A 20,123-nucleotide genomic window follows, 5' to 3' on the forward strand; every position below is an offset into this window, starting at 1 on the left:
CCGGGGCCCAGTTGCGGTGGTCGAGGTAACGACGCGCGCACGCCTGCAACGCCGGTCTCACTACTGGGCCCCGGCCTTCGCCGGGGAGGTAAGGGGGGGATAACGCGATTTCCCACCCCGCGTGAAGCGTCAGGCGATGACCGGCGCGCCATCGTCCGGCACCACACCGGCAGGTTCGCCCCGCGAATACAGTCCGACCAGCACGCCTGCGCCAATCACATGCCCCGCGATCGCGTTGAGCACCGCACCACGCCCCGGTCCGTCGCCAAGATCCTCCGCCACGCAATCGAGCGCGAACACCTGGAAGACATAGCGATGGTCGCCATGCCCGGTGGGCGGATCGGGCGCGAGCCAGCCCTGCGAGAGATAGGAGTTGCGCCCTACCCCGCTGCCATCGGGATGCGCGTCGGCGACGATCGCACCTTCGTCGATGCGTCCGGCGTCGGCTGGCAAGCCCCACAGGATCGCGTGGACCAAGGGCGCGGGCGTCGGTGAATCGGCATCCTCGACCACCAGCGCGACACTCAGCGTCCCCGCCGGCACCGCGCCCCAGGTCAGCGGCGGCGAGACGCCGTCGCCGTCGGCGGTAAAGCGCGGAGGAATGCGCCCTTCGTTCGCGAACGCCGGACTGGTCACTTCGATCGTCGCATAATCACGGCCGAGCACCGGCTCCGCGATGATCAGCTTGTCCGCACCCGCGCGGACGTTGTGCAAAGCGGCACCGAGCCAGTGGGGGAGATGTTCGAGCATCGCGTCAATCCTTGAAACCTGGAGCTTCAAGCCCCCGCGGCCCCAAGCGGTTCCGTCAGGCGGATAAAAACGGCGCGGCGATGTCGTCCCGCACCCGCAGCAACCGCCCGGTCGCGCGGTCGATCAGCGCCCAGGTCGTCACCGCCTGCACCTTCACTTTTCCGTCCGCGCCGAGGAAGCGGACATGCCGGTCGAACCGAGCGCCGGTCGGCGGCGCCGGAACCCACGTCTCGCCGGTCACCGTCTCGCCTGCCGCGACGTTGCCGCGATAATCGATCTCGTGCCGCGTCACGACCCAGACATAGGCCGCCTGCTGCTCTGGCGGCGCGACCGCTTCCCAATGCGCGACCGCGATCTGCTGGATCCAGCGGACCCACACCGCATTGTTGACGTGGCCCAGTTCGCGATGTCGTCGGGCGTCGCGGTGATCGAAAGCGTGAAGCGCGTCATGCCGCCTGTGTGCGCCGGCTACGCCACCAATGCCAGAGGCCGAGCAGCACCGCGATCGCGACGATCACGCCGCCGACGATCAGGATTGCATGCTTGTCCGGAAGGAACCGCTCGATCAGTTTCTCGAAACTGTGCCCGAACAGATAGCCGATCCCGGTGAAAACGATCCCCCAGACGATCGCCGCGACCAGGTTGATCACGACGAACAATTTGGTCGAGACCTTGGTCGTCCCGATCGCGATCGGGCTGATCGTGCGGAAGCCGTAGATGAAGCGGAAGGCGAAGATGAACCCGATCGGATAGCGTTCGAGCAGCCCCAGCGCGCGCTCGAAGATCGGCTTCTCGCGCGCACGCCGAACCCACGGCTTGTCGCGGAACCAGCGGCCGAGCGAGAAGAAGATCTGGTCCGCGACGAACGACCCCGCCGCCGCCGACGCCATCGCGCCGGGCAAAGGGAATAGCCCCTTGTGCGCGAGCAGCCCGCCCGCGACGACGACGGTCTCGCCTTCGATCCCGGCGCCTGCGAACAAGGCGATGAGGCCGTAATGCTGAATGATGGATTCGATCGTCATGCGCGGCTTAAATCCGTTCGCGCCCCGATGTTCCCCGGCGAAGGCCGGGGCCCAGAGCAAAGCGCGCCGCGCCCGTTACCCTGGGTTCCCGCCTTCGCGGGAAAACGGGCAACGGTCGTCTCGCTTACCCCTCGATGCCGAGCTGCCACAGCACGAACGCATGTTCCTCCGCACCCTCGCGCAGCGATTCGAACCGCCCCGACTTGCCGCCATGCCCCGCGCCCATGTTGGTCTTGAGCAGCAGCACGTTGTCGTCGGTCTTGACGCTCCGCAGCTTGGCACCCCATTTCGCGGGCTCCCAATAGGTCACGCGCGGATCGTTGAGCCCGCCCGAGATGAACATCGGCGGATAGGCCTGCGCGGTCACCTGATCGTACGGCGAATAGCCGCGGATCAGCTCGAACGCCGCCTTGTCCTCGATCGGATTGCCCCATTCGGGCCATTCGCCCGGTGTCAGCGGCAGCTCGGCGTCCATCATCGTGTTGAGCACGTCGACGAACGGCACGTCCGCGATCACCGCGCCCCACAGTTCGGGATCGGAATTGACCACCGCGCCCATCAACTCGCCGCCCGCCGAACGACCCGCGATCGCGATCTTGCCCGCCGCGGTCCAGCCGTCCGCGACGAGCACCTTCGCGACATCGACGAAATCGTTGAACGTGTTGGCGCGCTTCTCGAGCTTGCCGTCGAGATACCATTGCTGGCCGAGATCGTCCCCGCCGCGGATATGCGCAATCGCATAGGCAAAACCGCGATCGAGCAGCGACAGCCGCCCAGTCGAGAAACCCGGCGGGATCGCATAGCCGTACGCACCGTAGGCATAAAGGAACAACGGCCGCGACCCGTCCTTCGGGAAGTCGGCGGGATAGACGATCGAGACCGGCACCTCGGTCCCGTCGCGTGCGGTGATCTTGAGGCGTTCGGTGCGATATTTGGCGGCCTGATACCCCGACGGGATTTCCTGGACCTTGAGCGTGGTCAACTCGCCGGTCGCGACGTCATAGTCGTACTCGGTCCCCGGCGTGACCATCGATTCATAGCCGACGCGCAGCACGTCCATCGCATATTCGGGATTGTTGCCGAGCCCCGCGTCGTAGCTTGCTTCGGGAAAACGGATGCGCTGCGGCGCAATCCCGTCCTCGTAGCGGTGGATCTCGATCTGATCGAGCCCGTCCTCGCGCCCGTCGACGATGAAGAAGTCGCGGAAACAGTCGATCCCGGTCATGTAGAAATGCCGCGACGGCGCGATCTTCTCGACCCATTCGCCCGGTGCCGAAATGTGCGCGGTGCACAGCCGGAAATTGGGGTCGGTGTCGTTGGTGTGGATGAACAGCGTGTCGCCGTGCATGTCGACGTCATATTCGCGCCCCACCTTACGCGCCGACACCAAGAGCGGCGCCGCAAGCGGATCGGTCGCGGGGAGCAGATAGATCTCGCTCGTCACATGGTCGCCGCTCGACAGCACGATCCACTTGCGGTCGCTGGTCTCGCTGACGCCCACGCGGAAGCCCTCGTCCGCTTCCTTGAACAGCTCGATATCGTCCGCGATCGGCGTGCCGAGCCAGTGGAGCCGGGCATTGTCGGTGCGCCACTGGTCGTTGGCGAGGCCGTAGAGGAAGCCCTTGTCGTCCGCGGTCCAGACGATCTCGGACAGCATGCCCGGGATCACGTCGGGCAGATGCTCGCCGGTGGTCAAATCCTTGACGCGAATCTCGAACCGCTCCGAGCCATTGTCGTCGATCGCATAGGCGAGCAGCCGCCCGTCATTGCTGATCGAGAAGGCGCCCAGGCGGAAATATTCCTTGCCCTCCGCCAGCACCGGCTCGTCGAGGATCAGTTCGTCCTTCGTCTTGTCGTCGCCCGCGGCGACCGGGCGGCGCCACCATTTGCGATACTGCCCGCCGGTCTCGAACGCGGTCCAGTAGACCCAGTCGCCATCCTTCTGCGGGACCGACGAATCGTCTTCCTTGATCCGCCCCTTCATCTCTTCGTACAGCCGGTCGACCAGCGGCCGATGCGGCGCCATCACGCTTTCGAAATAGGCGTTTTCCGCCGCCAGATACGCCAGCACGTCGGGATCGGTCACCTCGGGATAGCCCGGGTCCTTGATCCACGCATAGGGGTCTTCGATCGTGATGCCGTGCGCGGTGAAGCTGTGCGGACGCTGCTCGGCAACGGGGGGCGTCGGGAGGGTGGAGGGCGATGGGCTCTGGGTCATTCCCGTCTCTTAAGCATGCCGGTGCGGCTTGTCGAAGCCCTGCGAACCGAACGACCCTCAAGCCGGTTGCGGTTGACATGGGTTGGCGACGTCTTGGTTGCGATCGGGCAACGATGCGGCCCGGCATGGCCTGTGGGGTGACGCAGGATTGTGCTAGCACTCCGATCCGTCCCCCAGTGCCTCGAGGAGTTGCTCATCAGCCAGCCCAGCCGATCGCCCGTCTCCTGTGCTGCGGCGGGTCGCGATGCCCGATAGGCGCGCGACGTTCCTCGAAAAACTCCCGCTGCTCGGGACACGGCCGATCGTTCGCTACACGCTGGCGGCGGCGCTGTCGGTCGGCGCGTGCGGCTTGCGCAGCGGGCTCGACCCGTGGTTTCCGCCGGGCTTCCCGTTTCTCACCTTCTTCCCCGCGGTCATCATGTCCGCCTTCGTGCTCGGGCGCGGTCCGGGGATTCTTTCGGCGATCCTTTGCGGGTTGATGGCGTGGTATTATTTCATCCCGCCCTTTTTCAGCTTCAATATCGGCCAGGGGACGACCACCGCGCTTGGTTTTTATGTGGCGGTTGTGGTGGTGGACATCACGCTGGTCCACTGGATGCAGAACGCCAACCACCGGCTGCGCCGCGAACGCGAGCGCAGCCATGCGCTCGCCGACACCAGCGCGCGGCTGGCCGAACGCAACGAGCTGCTGTTCCGCGAACTCCAGCACCGCGTCTCGAACAACATCCAGACGGTCGGCGCGATACTGACGCTGCACCGCCGCGGGGTCGACCATGCTCTGGCCAAGCGGGCGCTCGACGACGCCGCCGCGCGGATCGGGCTGATCGGGCGGATCCAGCGGCAATTGTACGACATCGACGGCAAGCATACCGATCTCGCGGCGTTCGTGCAGGCGCTGGTCAACGATCTCGCCGAGTCCGACGGCCGCGTCGGCATCCGCTACGATGTCGCGGTCGCGCCCGGGATCGTGCTGCACCCCGATGCCCTCATCCCGTTCGCGCTCATCCTTGCCGAGGCGGTCGCCAATGCGACCGAACATGGCTTTGCCGATTGCGCGACGGGGGTGATCCGGATCGCGCTCGACCATGGCTCGGGTGGCGTGATCCTGCGCATCACCGATGACGGTGCGGGGCTGCCCGCAGGCTTCGCGGTCGCGGGCAGCACCAGCCTCGGCCTCAAGATCGCGCTTGCGCTCGCACGGCAGCTCGAGGGCACGTTCGACGTGCTGCCCGCAAGCGGCGGTGGCACCACCAGCGTACTGACGATTCCCGACCGGGTCGGCGAACTCTGAAGCCAGCGTCACCCTGGACCCGTTTCAGGGTCCACGCCGCCCAAATCCAGTCCGTGCCCGCAGCATGGTGGATGCCGAAACGCGTTCAGCATGACGGCGGGGGAAAGTATCCCCCAACCGGGCTGAGCGTCTCGACGACGGGCCGGCCACCGCCCCCGAGGTTCCCCTCGCAACCTGCTCCCGGCTGGCCTATTCTCGCCTGCTCAATACCCAGCACAGCCGGAAAGCCCTCGCCGATGTCCACCCACGCCGCCCGCCTCGCTGCCCTGCGCGACCAACTCCGCCGCGACCGGCTCGATGGCTTCGTCGTCCCGCTGACCGACGAGCATATGTCCGAATATGTCGGCGGCTATGCGCAACGGCTTGCCTGGTTGACCGGGTTCCAGGGCTCCGCCGGGAATGCGGTCGTCCTCCCCGAGGCAGCCGCGATCTTCACGGACGGGCGCTACACGCTGCAGGTGCGCGAGCAGGTCTCGGCGGACGACTGGCAGTTCGTCGCGGTGCCGCAGACGAGCGTCGCGGCATGGCTCGGCGACAATGCCGCGAACGGTGCGCGGATCGGCTACGATCCGTGGCTCCACACCCGCGCCTGGGTCGAGGAAGCGCGCGCCGAGCTGGCGGCGCGCGGTGCCGAGCTGGTCGCGGTCGATACCAACCCGGTCGACGCTGTCTGGCCCGATCGCCCGCTGCCCTCGCCCGCCCCGCTGACGGTGCAGGACGACGCGCAGGCCGGCGCGACGTCGGCGGCCAAGCGCGCGCAGGTCGCGGACTGGATCGCCGCCGAGCAGGCGGATGCCGTCGTGTTGACCGCGCTCGATTCGATCGCGTGGCTGCTCAACGTGCGGGGCCGCGACGTCGCGCACACCCCGGTCGCGCTCGCTTATGCGATCGTCGCGGCGGACGGGACCGCCGACCTGTTCATCGCGCCCGACAAATTGACCGACGCGGTCCGCCAGCATCTCGGCAACGCGATCCGGCTCCACCCGCGCGACGCCTTCGCCGCGGCGTTGCGCGGCCATGCCGGCAAGACGATCGCCGCCGACCCGAACGGCGCGGTCGCGGCGATCTTCGACACGCTCGAGGCCGGCGGCGCGACCGTGCTGCCGCGCCGCGACCCCGTGCTGCTCGCCAAGGCGACCAAGAATCCGGTCGAGATCGCCGGGCACCGCGCCGCCTCGGTGCGCGACGGCGCAGCGCTCGCGCGGTTCCTGCGCTGGGTCGAGGCGGAAGCGCCCAAGGGCGGGCTGACCGAGCTCGATTGCGTCGCCAAGCTCCAGCAGTTCCGCGAGGCGACCGGCGTGTTGCTCGACACGTCGTTCGACACGATCTCGGCGACCGGCGCGCACGGCGCGAGCCCGCATTACCATTCGACCCCCGAATCGAACGCGCCGCTCGAACTGGGGCAGCTCTATCTGGTCGATTCGGGCGGCCAATATGCCGACGGCACGACCGACGTGACGCGCGTGCTGCCGATCGGCTCGCCGACCGCGGAGATGCGCGATCGTTTCACGCGTGTGCTGCAGGGCCACATCGCGCTCGCCACCGCGGTGTTCCCGGTGGGGACGACCGGCGGGCAGCTCGACGGCTTCGCGCGGCGCCCGCTGTGGCAGGTCGGGCTCGATTACGCGCACGGCACCGGCCACGGCGTCGGCGCGTATCTGTCGGTCCACGAAGGCCCGGCGCGAATCGCCCAGCCCTTCTATCCCGGCGGCGGCCCGGCCGAGCCGCTCCGCGCGGGCATGATCCTCTCGAACGAGCCGGGCTATTACAAGGCGGGGGAATACGGCATCCGGATCGAGAATCTGGTGCTGGTGGAGGAGCGCAGCTTCTCGGACGGCGCACCCTTCCTCGGGTTCGAGACGCTGACCTTCTGCCCGATCGAGCGCAGCCTGATTCTCCCGGAACTGCTCAGCACCGCCGAGCGCGCCTGGCTCGACGCCTATCACGCCGAGGTGCTCGCCGTGCTCAGCCCCGCGTTCGACGCCGACGAACGCGCGTGGCTGGCGGAGAAATGCGCGCCTATCGCGTGATGGCGTCGGGCGGCGGCAAATCGGTCGATACGGGCTCCGCCGCCCTTGCCTGCGCCTTGCGCCGCTTCAGATTTTCGCGAAGCGCCGCTGCCAGCCGTTTGGTCTTTTCGTCTTTTGTGTCGGCCATCGTGCATGTGCTCCTTGACATTCGCTGCTCAGCCGTCTCTTACGCCGCTTCCGCTGCAAAGTGGAATTGCTGCCGTAGCTCAGTGGTAGAGCGCATCCTTGGTAAGGCTGAGGTCGTGAGTTCAATCCTCACCGGCAGCACCAGTTTCTCCGAAAACTCAATGACTTAACTTTCCCTTCGGGGGCCCGTTCGGGGAAAAAGCCGAAGTTGAGGCGAACTGGAAGCGTACTGGAAGCAGTTGAACGCAAATTCCGTCGTCGAATCGCAGTGTATTTTTATACAGTAAAGGTGCCCAGGGGCTCGGGCTGTCCTGTCCAAAATGAGTGATTCGCCGTTGGCCAACGGAAAATCGCATCTCTGGCACGCCCGCTGCATTCCCCAATGCCGCTATGTCCCGCGTCGGCGATGAGCCTGTGGATAACCGTTGACCACGCTCGTGCTATCGGAAACCAGGTGGCTCGTGCTATCGAGAACCGAAAGCTCGTGCTTTCGAAAACCGAAATCAGCACTAAGCGTTTGGGATAAATGGCGTTTTCCCGCCCCCTAACTGAGCTAACTTAGAATCCTTCGGATTCTTTCTAACCTTGCTGCGCTCAAACGCGCGGTCGGGCGTCCCGCGCTGCCGCGCGGCCATGCTTTACGGCGCTGCGCGCCGCCGAGCCGCTTTGCGTCTCGGCCCTCCGGGTCACGATCATTGACGCTCTGGTTCGGCCTGCGACCGAACATGCGGACATCGCGGCTACGCCAGCGATGGCGTGTGCCTGCGGCACACGGATTGCCGGGGTGAGCGTCGCTCCCCTCTAGTCCCGCCACGACGGTCAGCAAGCCGGGCTTTGCCCGGCTCCTCCGCTTTGCTGCGGCCCTCCGGGTGCAGCCCGTCGCTTATCCGGGACTGCCGGTCCGCTCCTGCCGCTCACCCCGCCATTCCGGCGCCGGTTGCGCTGCTAGAGAAGGAGAAGGGCAGTGAAGGGGTTTCGTGGCCTGTTGGGGTTGGATCGCCTCCCAGAGGATGCTGGGGGCTTGGAACGCTTGGAGTATGCGATGCTCCAGATTCCGCGAATGGACCGGGAGATATTCCTCGCGCACCGGCTCGATCACATGGGCTATCCGGAGATTGCCGATGCCAGCGGCTTTTCCGTTGAAAAAGTGGAGCGCTCCATTGCGCGAGCGTTGGCCGTCATCGACCGTGCGCTACGGCTACGGGTATCACCTCATCTTCTGCCGCGTCGAGGCCGCAAAGATGGTGATCGTTCACCTTCTGCAGAATGCGCAGACTTTACTGCGATCCTTTCCCGTCGTGACCCGTTGATGCCGATCTTGTACCGACGCTGCCGACCTTCGAAGCGATATTGGAGAACATAGCTGATTCGACCGGCAGGGGAGATCCGCACGCCGAAACCGAGGACATCGAGATCCCAGATTATGCGGTCGCTGCCGTCTGAAGCCAGACGGTCGACGAGCCTTTTGTTGATCCGCTGACGTGTCGCTGCCATCTTCGTCTCCATCGCCGGGCTGCCAAAAGTTCGGGAACTGGAAGCATACTGGAAGCAGTTGGAAGCAAATCGCCGGTTAGAGTCTCGTATGCCGTTCGGTCTAAGTCAATGTGCTAAAGGGATAATCGTAGAATCGAAGAGCATGGAGTAGGCCGATTCGTATTTTGGTAAGGCTGAGGTCGTGAGTTCAATCCTCACCGGCAGCACCAGTTTCTCCTATCGTCGTCGCGCGAACTCCCTTCGGGGGGATCGCAGCGCGGCGGGGGAACGTCGGCGGCGGACGGCCGCAGCGCAACCTCGGTAGCCTTCAGCGAGATTTCGGGTGCTCATTCGCGGGCGGCCTGTGACGATGCCGAGGGAAACAAACGGGACGGCGATGGTTGACTGAACCGAGCACTTAGTAACGCGCTCGTTGTCGTCGTGTATCGTTGGGTTGCCCGTTCGCGCGCGACGGCGATCACGGAACCGTTCCACGAATTAACCCGATCACCGTTTGAGGAATTCTTGTCTTTCCCCAAGCGCGTAGCTTGCATATCGCGCTGCCTGTAAGGGCCCGAATGCAGCGCCCGCCCCTGACAGCCGCGCCGCTCGTGCGCGCCGGAGATTTACCGTGGCAACCAAGCGTCCCGAAGGTATCAAGGATTATACCGGCCCCGCCGGCGGCTGGGGTGCGCTCAAGGCGGTCGCGATCTCGCTCAAGGCGCAGCAGATCGTCACCAGCGGTGCGCAGACGCTGCTCAAGTCGAACCAGCCGCATGGCTTCGACTGCCCGAGCTGCGCGTGGCCCGACCCCAAGCACACCTCCTCGTTCGAATTCTGCGAGAATGGCGCGAAGGCGGTCGCGTGGGAATCGACCGCCAAGCGGATCGGCGCGGACTTCTTCGCGGAACATGCGGTGGAAGACATCTGGAAGCAAAGCGACCACTGGATCGAGGATCAGGGCCGCGTCACAGAACCGCTGCGCTACAACGCCGCGACCGATCATTATGAAGTCGTCAGCTGGGACGAGGCACTTTCCGAGATCGGCGCAGGGCTTGCGGCGGTGCCGCATCCCGACCAGGCCGAATTCTACACCTCGGGCCGCTGTTCGAACGAGGCGGCGTTCCTGCTCCAGTTGTTCGTGCGGCTGTACGGCACCAACAACTTCCCCGATTGCTCGAACATGTGTCACGAGGCGACGTCGGTCGGCCTCCCCAAGTCGATCGGGATCGGCAAGGGCACGGTCAGCCTCGAGGATTTCGATCACGCCGATCTGATCCTCTCGTTCGGCCACAATCCGGGCACAAACCACCCGCGGATGATGGCGACGCTGCGCGAGGTGTCGAAGCGCGGGGGGAAGATCATCGTCTTCAACCCGCTCAAGGAACGCTCACTCGAACGCTTCGAATCGCCGCAGTCGGTGGTCGAGATGGCGACCGGCGGGTCGACCCCGATCGCGAGCACCTATCTGCAGGTCAAGATCGGCGGCGATGCGGCCGCGATCAAGGGAATCGCCAAGGCGCTCATCGCGCTCGACGATGCGGCGGCAGCGACCGAAGGCACTGAGCCGGTGCTCGACCATGTCTTCATCGCCGAACATACCGCCGGGATCGACGCCTATATCGCGGACCTGCGCGAAACGACCTGGGAGGCGATCGAGCGTGGCAGCGGGCTGACCCGCGCCGAGCTCGAGAACGTGGCGGACATCTACGCCGCCTCCAAGGCGACGATCTGCTGCTACGGCATGGGGATCACGCAGCAGCGCACGGGCACCAGCAACGTCCAGCAGATCGCCAACCTGCTGCTGATGCGCGGCAACATGGGTCGCGCCGGCGCAGGGATCTGCCCCTTGCGCGGCCACAGCAACGTCCAGGGCGACCGCACCGTCGGCATCACCGAGCGCCCAAAGCCCGCCTTCCTCGACCGGATGCGCGACGTGTTCGGCTTCGAGCCGCCGCGGAACGACGGCCATTCGGTGGTCGAGAGCATCGCCGCGATGCGCGACGGCAAGGCCAAGGCGATCGTCTGCCTCGGCGGCAATCTCGCGATCGCTTCGTCGGACCCGCAGGCGTGCGCCGAGGGGTTCCGCAACATGGATCTCGCGGTCCACATCACGACCAAGCTCAACCGCACGCACCTGCTGATGGCGAAGGCGACCTACATCCTGCCGTGCCTCGGGCGGACCGAGCTCGACGAGCAGGCGGATGGCCCGCAATCAGTGACGGTCGAGGATTCGATGTCGATGGTCCACGCCTCGCGCGGGTTCCTGCGGCCGCCGGGCGAGAATGTGAAGTCCGAGATCTGGATCGTCGGGCAGATCGCCAAGGCGACGCTCAAGGGCAAGGGCGGGATCGATTGGGACGCGTATGTCGGCAATTACGATCTGATCCGCGACAAGATCGAGGCGGTCTTCCCCGATTTCGTCGACTACAATCGCCGCGTGCGGATGCCCGGCGGGTTCCACTTGACCAACTCGGCCGCGCTGCGGATCTGGAACACCGAGAACAAGAAGGCGAACTTCATCCCCACCCCGACGCTCGAGGATGATTCGACCAACGGCGACCCCGATCTCCTGCGGCTCACCACGATCCGTGCCCACGACCAGTATAACACCACGGTCTACAGCCTCGACGATCGCTATCGCGGGGTGTTCGGCCGGCGCGACGTGCTGTTCATGAACGAGACCGACATGGCGCGGCTTGGCCTCGCCGAGGGTGACATCGTCGACATCGCGACCGCGCTCGAATTCGCCCGCGAAGATCGCGTGGTGCAGAAATTGATGGTGGTGCGTTACGCGCTCCCTAAAGGGTGCTGTGCATCCTATTATCCGGAGACCCAGCCCTTGATCGCGCTCGAAGACCATGATCCGCAAAGCTTTACCCCATCGTACAAGTCGATCCCGGTAACGGTCCGCCCGGCCGGCGCCGATCTCGGTTCCGAAATCGGTGTCGCCCGTGCGGGCGTCGTCGGTAAGACGAAGCGCGTGCCGGCATGAGCGGCTACGCCCCCACGATCGACGCGTACGCAAAACTTGCCGCGGCAAAGGCCGTGGCGTTGCGGCGCTCCCCGCTCGGCTTCTTCGCGGGCGCAATGCTAGCGGGGACGTATATCGGGATCGCGATGATCCTTGCGCTCAGCACTGGCGCGGGGCTTCCCGCCGGGGTCAGGCCGCTGGTCATGGGCGCGACCTTCGGGATCGGCCTGATCCTGACGGTCTTTGCCGGGGCCGAGTTGTTCACCGGCTACGTCATGTATCTCGGCTTCGGCCTCGCGCATCGTACGATCACGCTGTGGGAAGCCGTGCAGTTGATCGTCGTGGTGTGGATCGGCAATCTGGTCGGCGGCATCATCCTGTCGGTTCTCTTCGCGGCAGGCGGCGGCGGTGCCATTTTCGCCAACGCTGACTCGATGTTCCACGCCTATGTGGCGCACAAGGTCGAGGCGAGCGCGCTTGCGCTGCTGTGCCGCGCAATCCTGTGCAACTGGCTCGTCTGCCTCGCGATCTGGACCGCAGCGCGGATGCGGGGCGATGCCGCCAAGTGTATCGCGATGGCGTGGATCCTGCTCGCCTTCGTCGCGGCCGGGTTCGAGCATTCGGTCGCCAACATGACCGGCCTTACGCTTGGCCTGCTCGTCGACCATCCGTCGATCAGCATCGCCGGCATGGCGCGCAACCTTGCGATCGTGTCGCTCGGCAATGCGATCGGCGGGCTGGTGTTCGTTTGCGGTGGTTATCTGATGGCGTCGCGGACCGACGCGGTCGCGGTCGCCAAGTAGAGGACTGAGCCATGCCGGGACCGCGTCTGTTCGAACCGCTCACGATCGACGGGCTGACGCTCGCCAACCGGATCGTGATCGCGCCGATGTGCCAATATTCGGCGGTCGACGGCTGTATGACCGACTGGCATCTGATTCACCTCGGGCAGCTTGCGCTGTCCGGGGCGGGTCTCCTGACGATCGAGGCGGCGGCGGTGGTCCCGGAAGGACGGATCACCTACGGCGACGTGGGTCTGTATGACGACGCGACGCAGGCGGCGATCGGGCGAACGCTGGACAGCGTCCGCCGGCATTCGGACATGCCGGTCGGGATCCAGCTCGCACACGCCGGGCGCAAGGCATCGACCGACCTGCCGTGGCGCGGCGGCGCGCAGATCGCCCCGGGTTCGGCCAATGGCTGGCAGACGGTTGCCCCCTCGACGCTTGGTTTCGGGACGGACGATACCGCCCCGGTCGCGCTCGATCGCGACGGCATGGTCCGGGTTCGCGACGCGTTCGTCGCCGCGACGAAGCGCGCCGCCGATCTCGAGCTCGATCTCGTGCAGCTCCACGGCGCGCATGGCTATCTGCTGCATCAATTCCTCTCGCCGCTCTCGAACAAGCGCGACGACGCCTATGGCGGCAGCCTCGAAAACCGGATGCGCTTGCCGCTCGAGGTGTTCGATGCCGTCCGTGCGGCATTCCCGGCGGGCAAGCCGGTGACGATGCGCGTCTCCGGCACCGACTGGGTCGCTGGTGGCTGGGATATCGCGGAAACCGTCGCCTTCTCCCAGGCCCTGGAGGCACGCGGATGTTCGGCGATCCACGTGTCGAGCGGCGGGCTCGATGCAGGACAACAGATCCCGGTCGGGCCGAACTATCAGGTCCCGCTGGCCCGCGCAGTCAAGCAGGCGATCGGGATTCCGGTCGTCGCGGTCGGACTGATCACCGAGCCCGAACAGGCCGAGGCGATCGTTGGGACCGGCGACGCCGACCTCATCGCGCTGGCGCGCACGATCCTGTACGATCCGCACTGGCCATGGCACGCCGCCGCCGCGCTCGGCGGCACGGTTGTCGCCCCCAACCAGTATCTCCGCTCGCAGCCGCGCCAGTATAAGGACCTGCTGCAACCACCGGCGGCGCGATAGCCGCCAGCGCTTCAGTGCTGGGCTATTGGCTATCTGCTGAAGCAGGCCGTGGCCGGGGGCGCGCATTCGGCGACGAACGCCGCGCTCCCCCTCTCGCCCACTACGCCTGCCCCGTCAGGCAAGCGTCATCAGGCTCGCATTCCCGCCGGCTGCGGTGGTGTTGATCGAGACCGACACTTCCTCGCACAGCCAGTCGAGCCGATACGCGTCCGCCCGTGTCATGAGCGTCTCGCTCGATGCCGCCTGAAGCGACACGATCGCGCCGTCGCGTGCAGCCAGCGCTTGCGAGGCGGCGGCGACGTCCGCCGCATCCCCCTCGACGAGCGCGCCTGCGAGCGCATCGACCTCGGCAAGCCCCCGCGTCGGCCAGCTGATCCGCGCCGCCACTGCCGCAGGCAGGCCCGCCGGGGCCACCGCGAGCGGACCGCCCGGGATCACCACCGCCTGATTCCCGGTCGCGAGCACCGCGCCGATCTGCCGCCAGAGGCCGTGCGCGGTCCGGGCGATGACCGCGATCCGCCCGCGCGGGTGGAGCGCGTAGCGGTTGGTCTCGCCGACCGGACCGGCCAGCTCGACGGCATAGCCAAGCCGTGAGCGATCCGCGATCGCGCCGACCGCGGCTGCCATGTCGGGCTCGCCTTGCGCCCCGAGCCAGATCGCCAGCACGTGCGCGACGGGATCCCCCGTGCCCGCCTCCGACGGCGTGGCAGCTGCAGACGCCTGCACCAGCCGCGTGAGGTACATCGGCCCGCCCGCCTTGGGCCCGGTTCCCGACAGCCCGCGCCCGCCGAACGGCTGGACCGCGACCACCGCGCCGATCGTGTTGCGGTTGACGTAGAGGTTCCCCGCGCCGATCCGCCGCGTCACGTGCTCGATCGTCGCGTCGAGCCGGGTGTGGAGCCCGAAGGTCAGCCCGTAGCCGGTCGCGTTGATCGAATCGATCAATGCGTCCAGCCCGCCGCTGCGATAGCGCAGCACATGCAGCACCGGCCCGAACACCTCGCGCCCGATTTGCGCAATGTCGTCGATCTCGATGATCGTCGGCGCGACGAAGGTGCCGAGCTCGGTCTCGGGCGCAAGCCGCGCCTGCTCGACGCGGTGCCCCGCCACCTTCATCCGCGCGATGTGATCCTCGATCCCGTCGCGCGCCTGTGCGGTGATGACCGGGCCGATGTCGACCGCGAGCCGGTCGGTCTTGCCGATCACCAGCTCCGCCACCGCGCCGCGCAGCATTGCCAGCGTGCGATCCGCGACCTCCTCCTGCAGGCACAGCACGCGCAGCGCCGAGCAGCGCTGCCCCGCGCTGTCGAACGCGGACGCAAGCACGTCGCCGACGACCTGCTCCGCCAGCGCGGACGAATCGACGATCATCGCATTCTGCCCGCCGGTCTCGGCAATCAGCGGGATCGGCGTGCCCTGCGCGGTGAGCCGCCCGGCGAGCTGGCGCTGGATCGTCCGCGCCACCCCGGTCGACCCGGTGAAGATCACCCCCGCGGTGGCGGGCGCGCCGACCAGCGCGGCGCCGACCGCGCCATCGCCGAGCACAAGCTGGACGACCGCTTCGGGCACCCCCGCCGCATGCAGGATCCGCACGGCTTCGGCAGCGATCAGCGGAGTCGGCTGCGCGGGCTTGGCGACGACCGGGTTGCCCGCGACCAGCGCGGCGGCGATCTGCCCGGTGAAGATCGCGAGCGGGAAGTTCCACGGGCTGATGCACGCGATCGGCCCGAGCGGGGTCGCACCGCCGAGCGTCGCGCGTGCCTGCATCGCGTAATAGCGCAGGAAATCGACCGCTTCGCGCACCTCGGCGATCGCGTTGGCGGCGGATTTGCCCGCCTCGCGCATGATCAGCCCCATCAGTGTCGGCATGGTCTGTTCGAGTTGGTCCGCCGCGCGATCGAGGCAGGCGGCACGGTCGCCGACCGGAGTCGCGGCCCACGATGCCGCGGCACCGGCCGCACGCTCCATTGCGGCGGTCGCCCCGACATCCGACTGCTCGAACACGCGACCCACGACGTCGCGGTGATCGGCGGGGTTGCGGACGAGCGCCGGCGCGCGACCGTCGTCGACGCCCGCGCGCCAGTCCTGCTGCGCGCTCGCAACCAGCGCGCGGCCAAGCGCGAGCAGGCTCGCCTCGTCGCTCAAGTCCAGCCCGGCGGAATTGCGGCGCGCGCCGTAAATGTCCGCGGGCAGCGCGATCTCGTCATGCGGCGCGCCGGGCATCGGCATCGCGCGGACGATCTCGACCGGATCGGCGATCAGGTCCTCGATCGGCACCGCAGGATCGCCGATCCGGTTGACGAACGACGAGTTCGCGCCGTTCTCGAGCAGGCGGCGGACGAGATACGCGAGCAGCGTCTCGTGCGTCCCGACGGGGGCATAGACCCGGCACGGCCGCGCGAGGCCATTCGCGCCAACGACCTGGTCGTACAGCGGCTCGCCCATGCCGTGGAGGCACTGGAACTCGTAATCGCCCACCACGAAATCCTCGCCCGCGAGCTGGTAGATCGTCGACAGCGTCTGCGCATTGTGCGTCGCGAATTGCGGAAACACCGCGTCGCGCGCCGCCAGCAGTTTGCGCGCGCACGCGATGTACGCGACGTCGGTGTAGATCTTGCGCGTATAGACCGGGTAGCCCGAGAGGCCGTCGACCTGCGCGCGCTTGATCTCGGCATCCCAATAGGCGCCCTTGACCAGCCGGATCATGATCCGCCGCCCGGTCCGCCGCGCGAGCGCGATGACGAAGTCGATCACCAGCGGGCAGCGCTTGCCATACGCCTGGACGACGAAGCCCAACCCCTTCCACCCGTCGAGCGCGGGATCCTCGGCGAGCGCCTCGAGCAGGTCGAGCGACAGTTCGAGCCGGTCCGATTCCTCGGCATCGATGTTGAACCCGATGTCGTAGCCCTTGGCGAGCAAGGCGAGCCCGCGCACGATCGGCAGCAATTCGCTGATCACGCGGCCCGCCTGCGCGCGGCTGTAGCGCGGGTGAAGCGCGGACAGCTTGATCGAGATCCCCGGCCCGCCATAGACCCCGCGCCCGGCGGACGCCGTGCCGATCGCGTGGATCGCCTGTTCGTAATCGCGCAGATAGCGCGCCGCGTCTGCCGCGGTCGTCGCCGCCTCGCCGAGCATGTCGTAGGAGAAGCCGTAGCCGCGCGCCTCGCGATCCTTTGCGTGCCGCAGCGCCTCGTCGATCGTCTGGCCGGTGACGAACTGCTCGCCCATCATCCGCATCGCGAGATCGACGCCGCGGCGGATCACCGGTTCGCCGACGCGCGCGACCAGCCGCGTCAGCGCGGTCGCGAGGCCCCGGTCGTCCGCACTCGCGGTCAGCTTGCCCGTGACGACCAGTCCCCAGGTCGCGGCGTTGACGAACAGCGAGCGCCCGTCGCCGATATGCGATGCCCAGTCCCCCCCACCGATCTTGTCGCGGATCAGCGAATCGCGCGTTGCGGTGTCGGGAATGCGGAGCAGCGCCTCCGCGAGACACATCAGCGCGACGCCTTCCTGGCTCGACAGCGCATATTCCTGGACCAGCGCCTGCACGCCGCCGCGCGCCTTCGATCCGCGCAACCCCTCGATCAGCGCGCGTGCGGTCCCGGCCGCGGCGCGGCGAACCGTGTCGGAGACGGTCGCGGCTTCGACCAGCGGGGGGACGCAGACCGGTTCGGGCGTGCGGATCGCCGCGGTGATCGCGGTGCGGAGCGGATCGGGGGTCCGGATCATCGGCGCGAAACGGGCGAAGGGCGTCGGCTGGTCGGTAGTCATGGCGATCCTCGGGCTGGAGACGCCGTCATACCAGCCGAGCGTATGGGAAGTCTGGCTTAAAGGGCTTGATAAAGATCGCATATCGCCCGCATTATCGCCTCATGAAAGACGATACGCCTGTAACGGGTGCACACAGAAGTGATCTTGACCGGTTCGATGCCGCGATCGTCGACCTGTTGGCGCAGGATGGCCGGATGACCGTGACCGATCTCGCCGCGCGGATCGGTCTGTCGAAGACGCCGACGCAGGTTCGGCTGAAGCGGCTGATCGACGATGGCTATATCCTCGGCTTCCGCGCGGTAACCAACCGCGCCAAGTTAGGGCTCGACCATGTCGCCTTCACCGAGGTCAAGCTGTCCGACACGCGCGAAGCCGCGCTCCGCGACTTCAACGCGGCGGTGCGCCGGATTCCCGAGGTCGAGGAATGCCATCTGATCGCGAGCAGCTTCGATTATCTGCTCAAGGTGCGCACCACCGACATCCGCCGCTATCGCTATGTCCTGGGCGAGAAGATCTCGAGCCTGCCGCATGTCGCGAGCACCTCGACCTTCGTCGCGATGGAGACGATCCTCGACCAGGACCGGTAGCGCGAGGCTTACTGCCAGGCGACCCCGCCGTCGGGGGTGCGACCGGTCAGCCGCAAGGTCTGCCGGAACACCCAGCCGGACACCGCCGAGGCCAGGCCGCGCCGGACGATCGGCGTGGTCAGCGTCGAATAATGCGCCGCGGCAAACACCGTCGCGCGCTTGTATCCGCTATATTCCAGCGAGAATTGCGTCTCGTTCTTCGCCAGGACGTGGGGATAGGCGTCGCGGATCGGATGGATCGCGCGGGTATAAGCGATCGGCCCGGTCAGCCGCAGCACGCCGATCCGCCCGACATTGGTCATCCACGGGCTGTAAGTCTCGATATTGGCGAGCACCGCAGCGATCACCGCGCGCAGATACGGATGGCCCGCCACGCCGATGACATGCCATTGCTGATATTCGCCACCGGGGATGTCGGCAATATCGTCCAGCAACCCCATGTTGAAATGGAGCTCGCCCGGTCCGTTGCGCCATTGCGCGAGGATGAAGGATTCGTCGCCCCGGATCGCGGCGTTGATCGGTCCGGTAAAACGGCTCTTGATGTCGAGATATGCGCCGCCGAGCGCATAAATCAGGAGATAGCGGAACAGATCCGCGCGCGCCGCGCCATATTCGGGGCGCAGCAGGCGATAGACCGACAGAACTTGTGCGCCATAGGTCGACCCGATGAAGGTCTCGATCGCGTCGTCCGAATAGAGCCGGAAATCCCAGTCCGGGTTTTGCGCGATCGCGTCTTCCCGCCCGACCCGTATCGCCTCGGGCAAGGCATCCGTGGCATAGGTCTGGTGCACGATTCGCGGGATCGCGGTTCCCATCGGGACCGCCAGCAGCGCCTGCGCCCAATGCTCCTCCCGCCGACGCCGCCGCGTCGCATGGAGCGCACCAAGAAACGGAATGTCAGACAGCAGCATGCGCTCATATTGCATATGCACCATGAGCGGGCAACGCGCACCGCCAAGGGCAGAAGATCGAGCATGTGTTCAGGGGGTGGTGGGCGATGACGGGCTCGAACCGCCGACATTCTCGGTGTAAACGAGACGCTCTACCAACTGAGCTAATCGCCCCCGCTACGGGAAGCCGCGTAATAGCGTGGTTTTTGACACGGGCAAGCATGCGATCGCAGAAATTTCGCGGACCAAAAGGGAAACGAACGGACGCTCAGGGAGCTAAGAGTCCCGGACTATCCCCGAACTGATTTGAACGGCTCCCCCGCTTGCCGTCATCGCGGTAGCGGACGCGTTCTTGATTTCGTAGGCGCTCGTGGAATGATGAAACGAGGAGGCCGGAATGAAGCCTATCGTCGCCGCTACACCCGACCAGGTGCGCGAGACGCTACGATCATTGGCCGTGGAGCACCGCGTGACGCTCGCCGCATTGTCGCGCATGTTGCGCCGACCGTCCGGCTATCTGTCGCAGTTCGCGCGCGGTGCTGGTCCGACACGACTGCCGGTCGACGAGCAGCAGCTGCTGGCGCAGTACTTCCGGGTCGATCCGCGGCTGTTCGGGGAACGCGAAGACTGGGAACCCGACCGGTAGCGGCCGCAGCTAGAGCTGCAGCATGGCTCCCCCTCGCTGCAGCCCGTTCCCTGTTCTGAATATGTTCTAGCCGAATCACCGTTGCGCGTGCTTCACGGCGCGGATGGCGAAGCACGACACGGCCCCGATCAACCTTGCTCTCCAGGTGCTGGCCGAGGCGGTCGCGCGGCACCCTGCCGACCCGATTACCACGCAGCCGGTGCAGCTGGCGCTTCGCACGCTGTACCCGTACCTGCGCGATCCGAAGGACCTCACGCGGTTCTGGCAGGATGCAGGCCGGACAGATCCGATATCGCTCAGCAGCCGGCGCGGGGATTACGCGGCGATCGCGACGCGGCTGGTGGCGCTGGGGTTCGAGGTCGATGCGCGGCTGCGGTAAGCGGCAGTGGGCCGGTTGGCGGGAGTAGCGGCAGGC

Annotated in this window: 15 protein-coding genes, 2 tRNA genes and 1 pseudogene; 10 read left to right on the forward strand and 8 right to left on the reverse strand. The window is 66.6% G+C overall.

Annotation, left to right across the window (positions count from 1 at the left end; translation table 11 throughout):
- Window positions 1-129: 129 nt before the first annotated feature.
- From RI03_RS17055 to RI03_RS17070, 4 genes and pseudogenes are all read right to left on the reverse strand, one after another.
- The gene (locus tag RI03_RS17055) at window positions 130-750 is read right to left on the reverse strand and encodes a YbhB/YbcL family Raf kinase inhibitor-like protein (protein WP_010218811.1); all 621 of its coding nucleotides are present in this window, start codon (window positions 748-750) and stop codon (window positions 130-132) included.
- A gap of 55 nt (window positions 751-805) precedes the next feature.
- Window positions 806-1,200 (reverse strand): annotated as a pseudogene (locus RI03_RS17060) (acyl-CoA thioesterase).
- Complete coding sequence (locus RI03_RS17065; protein WP_010218813.1) at window positions 1,197-1,772, reverse strand: DedA family protein; 576 nt, start codon at window positions 1,770-1,772, stop codon at window positions 1,197-1,199. The pseudogene RI03_RS17060 and the gene RI03_RS17065 overlap by 4 nt, the downstream one beginning before the upstream one ends.
- Before the next feature lie 124 nt (window positions 1,773-1,896).
- Window positions 1,897-3,990 carry a S9 family peptidase gene (locus tag RI03_RS17070; protein ID WP_010218815.1) on the reverse strand — a complete coding sequence of 698 codons (2,094 nt, stop codon included), beginning with the start codon at window positions 3,988-3,990 and terminating at the stop codon, window positions 1,897-1,899.
- A 244-nt stretch (window positions 3,991-4,234) separates the two neighbouring features.
- Here RI03_RS17070 and RI03_RS17075 point away from each other — a divergent pair, with 244 nt between their 5' ends.
- Together RI03_RS17075 and RI03_RS17080 are read left to right on the forward strand one after the other, a co-directional pair.
- Entirely contained in the window at window positions 4,235-5,281 is a 1,047-nt protein-coding gene (locus RI03_RS17075; RefSeq protein ID WP_026046814.1) for a DUF4118 domain-containing protein, read from the forward strand.
- Between the two features lie 236 nt (window positions 5,282-5,517).
- Entirely contained in the window at window positions 5,518-7,311 is a 1,794-nt protein-coding gene (locus tag RI03_RS17080) for an aminopeptidase P family protein (RefSeq protein WP_010218818.1), read from the forward strand.
- On the opposite strand, the gene RI03_RS24140 is transcribed toward RI03_RS17080, so the two are convergent.
- The gene (locus RI03_RS24140) at window positions 7,301-7,438 is read right to left on the reverse strand and encodes a hypothetical protein (protein WP_170318391.1); all 138 of its coding nucleotides are present in this window, start codon (window positions 7,436-7,438) and stop codon (window positions 7,301-7,303) included. The genes RI03_RS17080 and RI03_RS24140 overlap by 11 nt on opposite strands.
- Window positions 7,439-7,506: 68 nt before the next feature.
- Here RI03_RS24140 and RI03_RS17085 point away from each other — a divergent pair.
- The 5 genes from RI03_RS17085 (at window position 7,507) to RI03_RS17100 (ending at window position 13,814) form a co-directional block, all read left to right on the forward strand.
- Window positions 7,507-7,581: transfer RNA gene (locus RI03_RS17085), tRNA-Thr, on the forward strand.
- 820 nt (window positions 7,582-8,401) lie between these two features.
- Window positions 8,402-8,800 carry a sigma factor-like helix-turn-helix DNA-binding protein gene (locus RI03_RS22835; protein ID WP_081504246.1) on the forward strand — a complete coding sequence of 133 codons (399 nt, stop codon included), beginning with the start codon at window positions 8,402-8,404 and terminating at the stop codon, window positions 8,798-8,800.
- Window positions 8,801-9,541: 741 nt separating this feature from the next.
- The gene (locus RI03_RS17090; protein WP_010218819.1) at window positions 9,542-11,905 is read left to right on the forward strand and encodes an FdhF/YdeP family oxidoreductase; all 2,364 of its coding nucleotides are present in this window, start codon (window positions 9,542-9,544) and stop codon (window positions 11,903-11,905) included.
- The gene (locus RI03_RS17095; protein ID WP_010218820.1) at window positions 11,902-12,687 is read left to right on the forward strand and encodes a formate/nitrite transporter family protein; all 786 of its coding nucleotides are present in this window, start codon (window positions 11,902-11,904) and stop codon (window positions 12,685-12,687) included. Before RI03_RS17090 ends, RI03_RS17095 begins: the two co-directional genes overlap by 4 nt.
- An 11-nt stretch (window positions 12,688-12,698) precedes the next feature.
- Window positions 12,699-13,814, forward strand: a complete 1,116-nt coding sequence (locus tag RI03_RS17100; RefSeq protein ID WP_010218821.1) for an NADH:flavin oxidoreductase/NADH oxidase — start codon at window positions 12,699-12,701, stop codon at window positions 13,812-13,814.
- A gap of 114 nt (window positions 13,815-13,928) precedes the next feature.
- Here RI03_RS17100 and putA read toward each other — a convergent pair whose 3' ends face one another.
- A complete protein-coding gene (putA, locus tag RI03_RS17105; RefSeq protein WP_010218823.1) occupies window positions 13,929-17,585 on the reverse strand; it encodes a trifunctional transcriptional regulator/proline dehydrogenase/L-glutamate gamma-semialdehyde dehydrogenase in 3,657 nt (1,218 codons plus the stop codon).
- 101 nt (window positions 17,586-17,686) lie between these two features.
- Here putA and RI03_RS17110 point away from each other — a divergent pair, with 101 nt between their 5' ends.
- Window positions 17,687-18,172 (forward strand): Lrp/AsnC family transcriptional regulator, encoded by a 486-nt coding sequence (locus tag RI03_RS17110; protein ID WP_010218824.1) that lies wholly within the window; start codon window positions 17,687-17,689, stop codon window positions 18,170-18,172.
- A gap of 8 nt (window positions 18,173-18,180) precedes the next feature.
- Here RI03_RS17110 and RI03_RS17115 read toward each other — a convergent pair whose 3' ends face one another.
- Complete coding sequence (locus tag RI03_RS17115) at window positions 18,181-19,083, reverse strand: glycosyltransferase family 32 protein (protein ID WP_238542427.1); 903 nt, start codon at window positions 19,081-19,083, stop codon at window positions 18,181-18,183.
- Window positions 19,084-19,160: 77 nt separating this feature from the next.
- Window positions 19,161-19,236, reverse strand: a tRNA-Val gene (locus RI03_RS17120).
- 223 nt (window positions 19,237-19,459) lie between these two features.
- Here RI03_RS17120 and RI03_RS17125 point away from each other — a divergent pair.
- Both RI03_RS17125 and RI03_RS17130 read left to right on the forward strand, forming a co-directional pair.
- The gene (locus tag RI03_RS17125; protein ID WP_010218827.1) at window positions 19,460-19,708 is read left to right on the forward strand and encodes a hypothetical protein; all 249 of its coding nucleotides are present in this window, start codon (window positions 19,460-19,462) and stop codon (window positions 19,706-19,708) included.
- A 103-nt stretch (window positions 19,709-19,811) separates the two neighbouring features.
- The gene (locus RI03_RS17130; protein WP_010218828.1) at window positions 19,812-20,087 is read left to right on the forward strand and encodes a hypothetical protein; all 276 of its coding nucleotides are present in this window, start codon (window positions 19,812-19,814) and stop codon (window positions 20,085-20,087) included.
- The last annotated feature ends 36 nt before the right edge of the window (window positions 20,088-20,123 follow it).

The sequence above is a fragment of the Sphingomonas sp. PAMC 26621 genome (assembly GCF_000251145.1).
GTDB lineage: Bacteria > Pseudomonadota > Alphaproteobacteria > Sphingomonadales > Sphingomonadaceae > Sphingomonas.

Coding starts and splice junctions, on each gene's coding strand:
- putA (WP_010218823.1), bottom strand. CDS start 17,585: ATGACTACCGACCAGCCGACGCCCTTCGCCCGTTTCGCGCCGATGATC.
- RI03_RS17100 (WP_010218821.1), top strand. CDS start 12,699: ATGCCGGGACCGCGTCTGTTCGAACCGCTCACGATCGACGGGCTGACG.
- RI03_RS17080 (WP_010218818.1), top strand. CDS start 5,518: ATGTCCACCCACGCCGCCCGCCTCGCTGCCCTGCGCGACCAACTCCGC.
- RI03_RS17070 (WP_010218815.1), bottom strand. CDS start 3,990: ATGACCCAGAGCCCATCGCCCTCCACCCTCCCGACGCCCCCCGTTGCC.
- RI03_RS17055 (WP_010218811.1), bottom strand. CDS start 750: ATGCTCGAACATCTCCCCCACTGGCTCGGTGCCGCTTTGCACAACGTC.
- RI03_RS17125 (WP_010218827.1), top strand. CDS start 19,460: ATGAAGCCTATCGTCGCCGCTACACCCGACCAGGTGCGCGAGACGCTA.
- RI03_RS17130 (WP_010218828.1), top strand. CDS start 19,812: ATGGCGAAGCACGACACGGCCCCGATCAACCTTGCTCTCCAGGTGCTG.
- RI03_RS17115 (WP_238542427.1), bottom strand. CDS start 19,083: ATGCTGCTGTCTGACATTCCGTTTCTTGGTGCGCTCCATGCGACGCGG.
- RI03_RS17110 (WP_010218824.1), top strand. CDS start 17,687: ATGAAAGACGATACGCCTGTAACGGGTGCACACAGAAGTGATCTTGAC.
- RI03_RS17065 (WP_010218813.1), bottom strand. CDS start 1,772: ATGACGATCGAATCCATCATTCAGCATTACGGCCTCATCGCCTTGTTC.
- RI03_RS24140 (WP_170318391.1), bottom strand. CDS start 7,438: ATGGCCGACACAAAAGACGAAAAGACCAAACGGCTGGCAGCGGCGCTT.
- RI03_RS17075 (WP_026046814.1), top strand. CDS start 4,235: ATGCCCGATAGGCGCGCGACGTTCCTCGAAAAACTCCCGCTGCTCGGG.
- RI03_RS17095 (WP_010218820.1), top strand. CDS start 11,902: ATGAGCGGCTACGCCCCCACGATCGACGCGTACGCAAAACTTGCCGCG.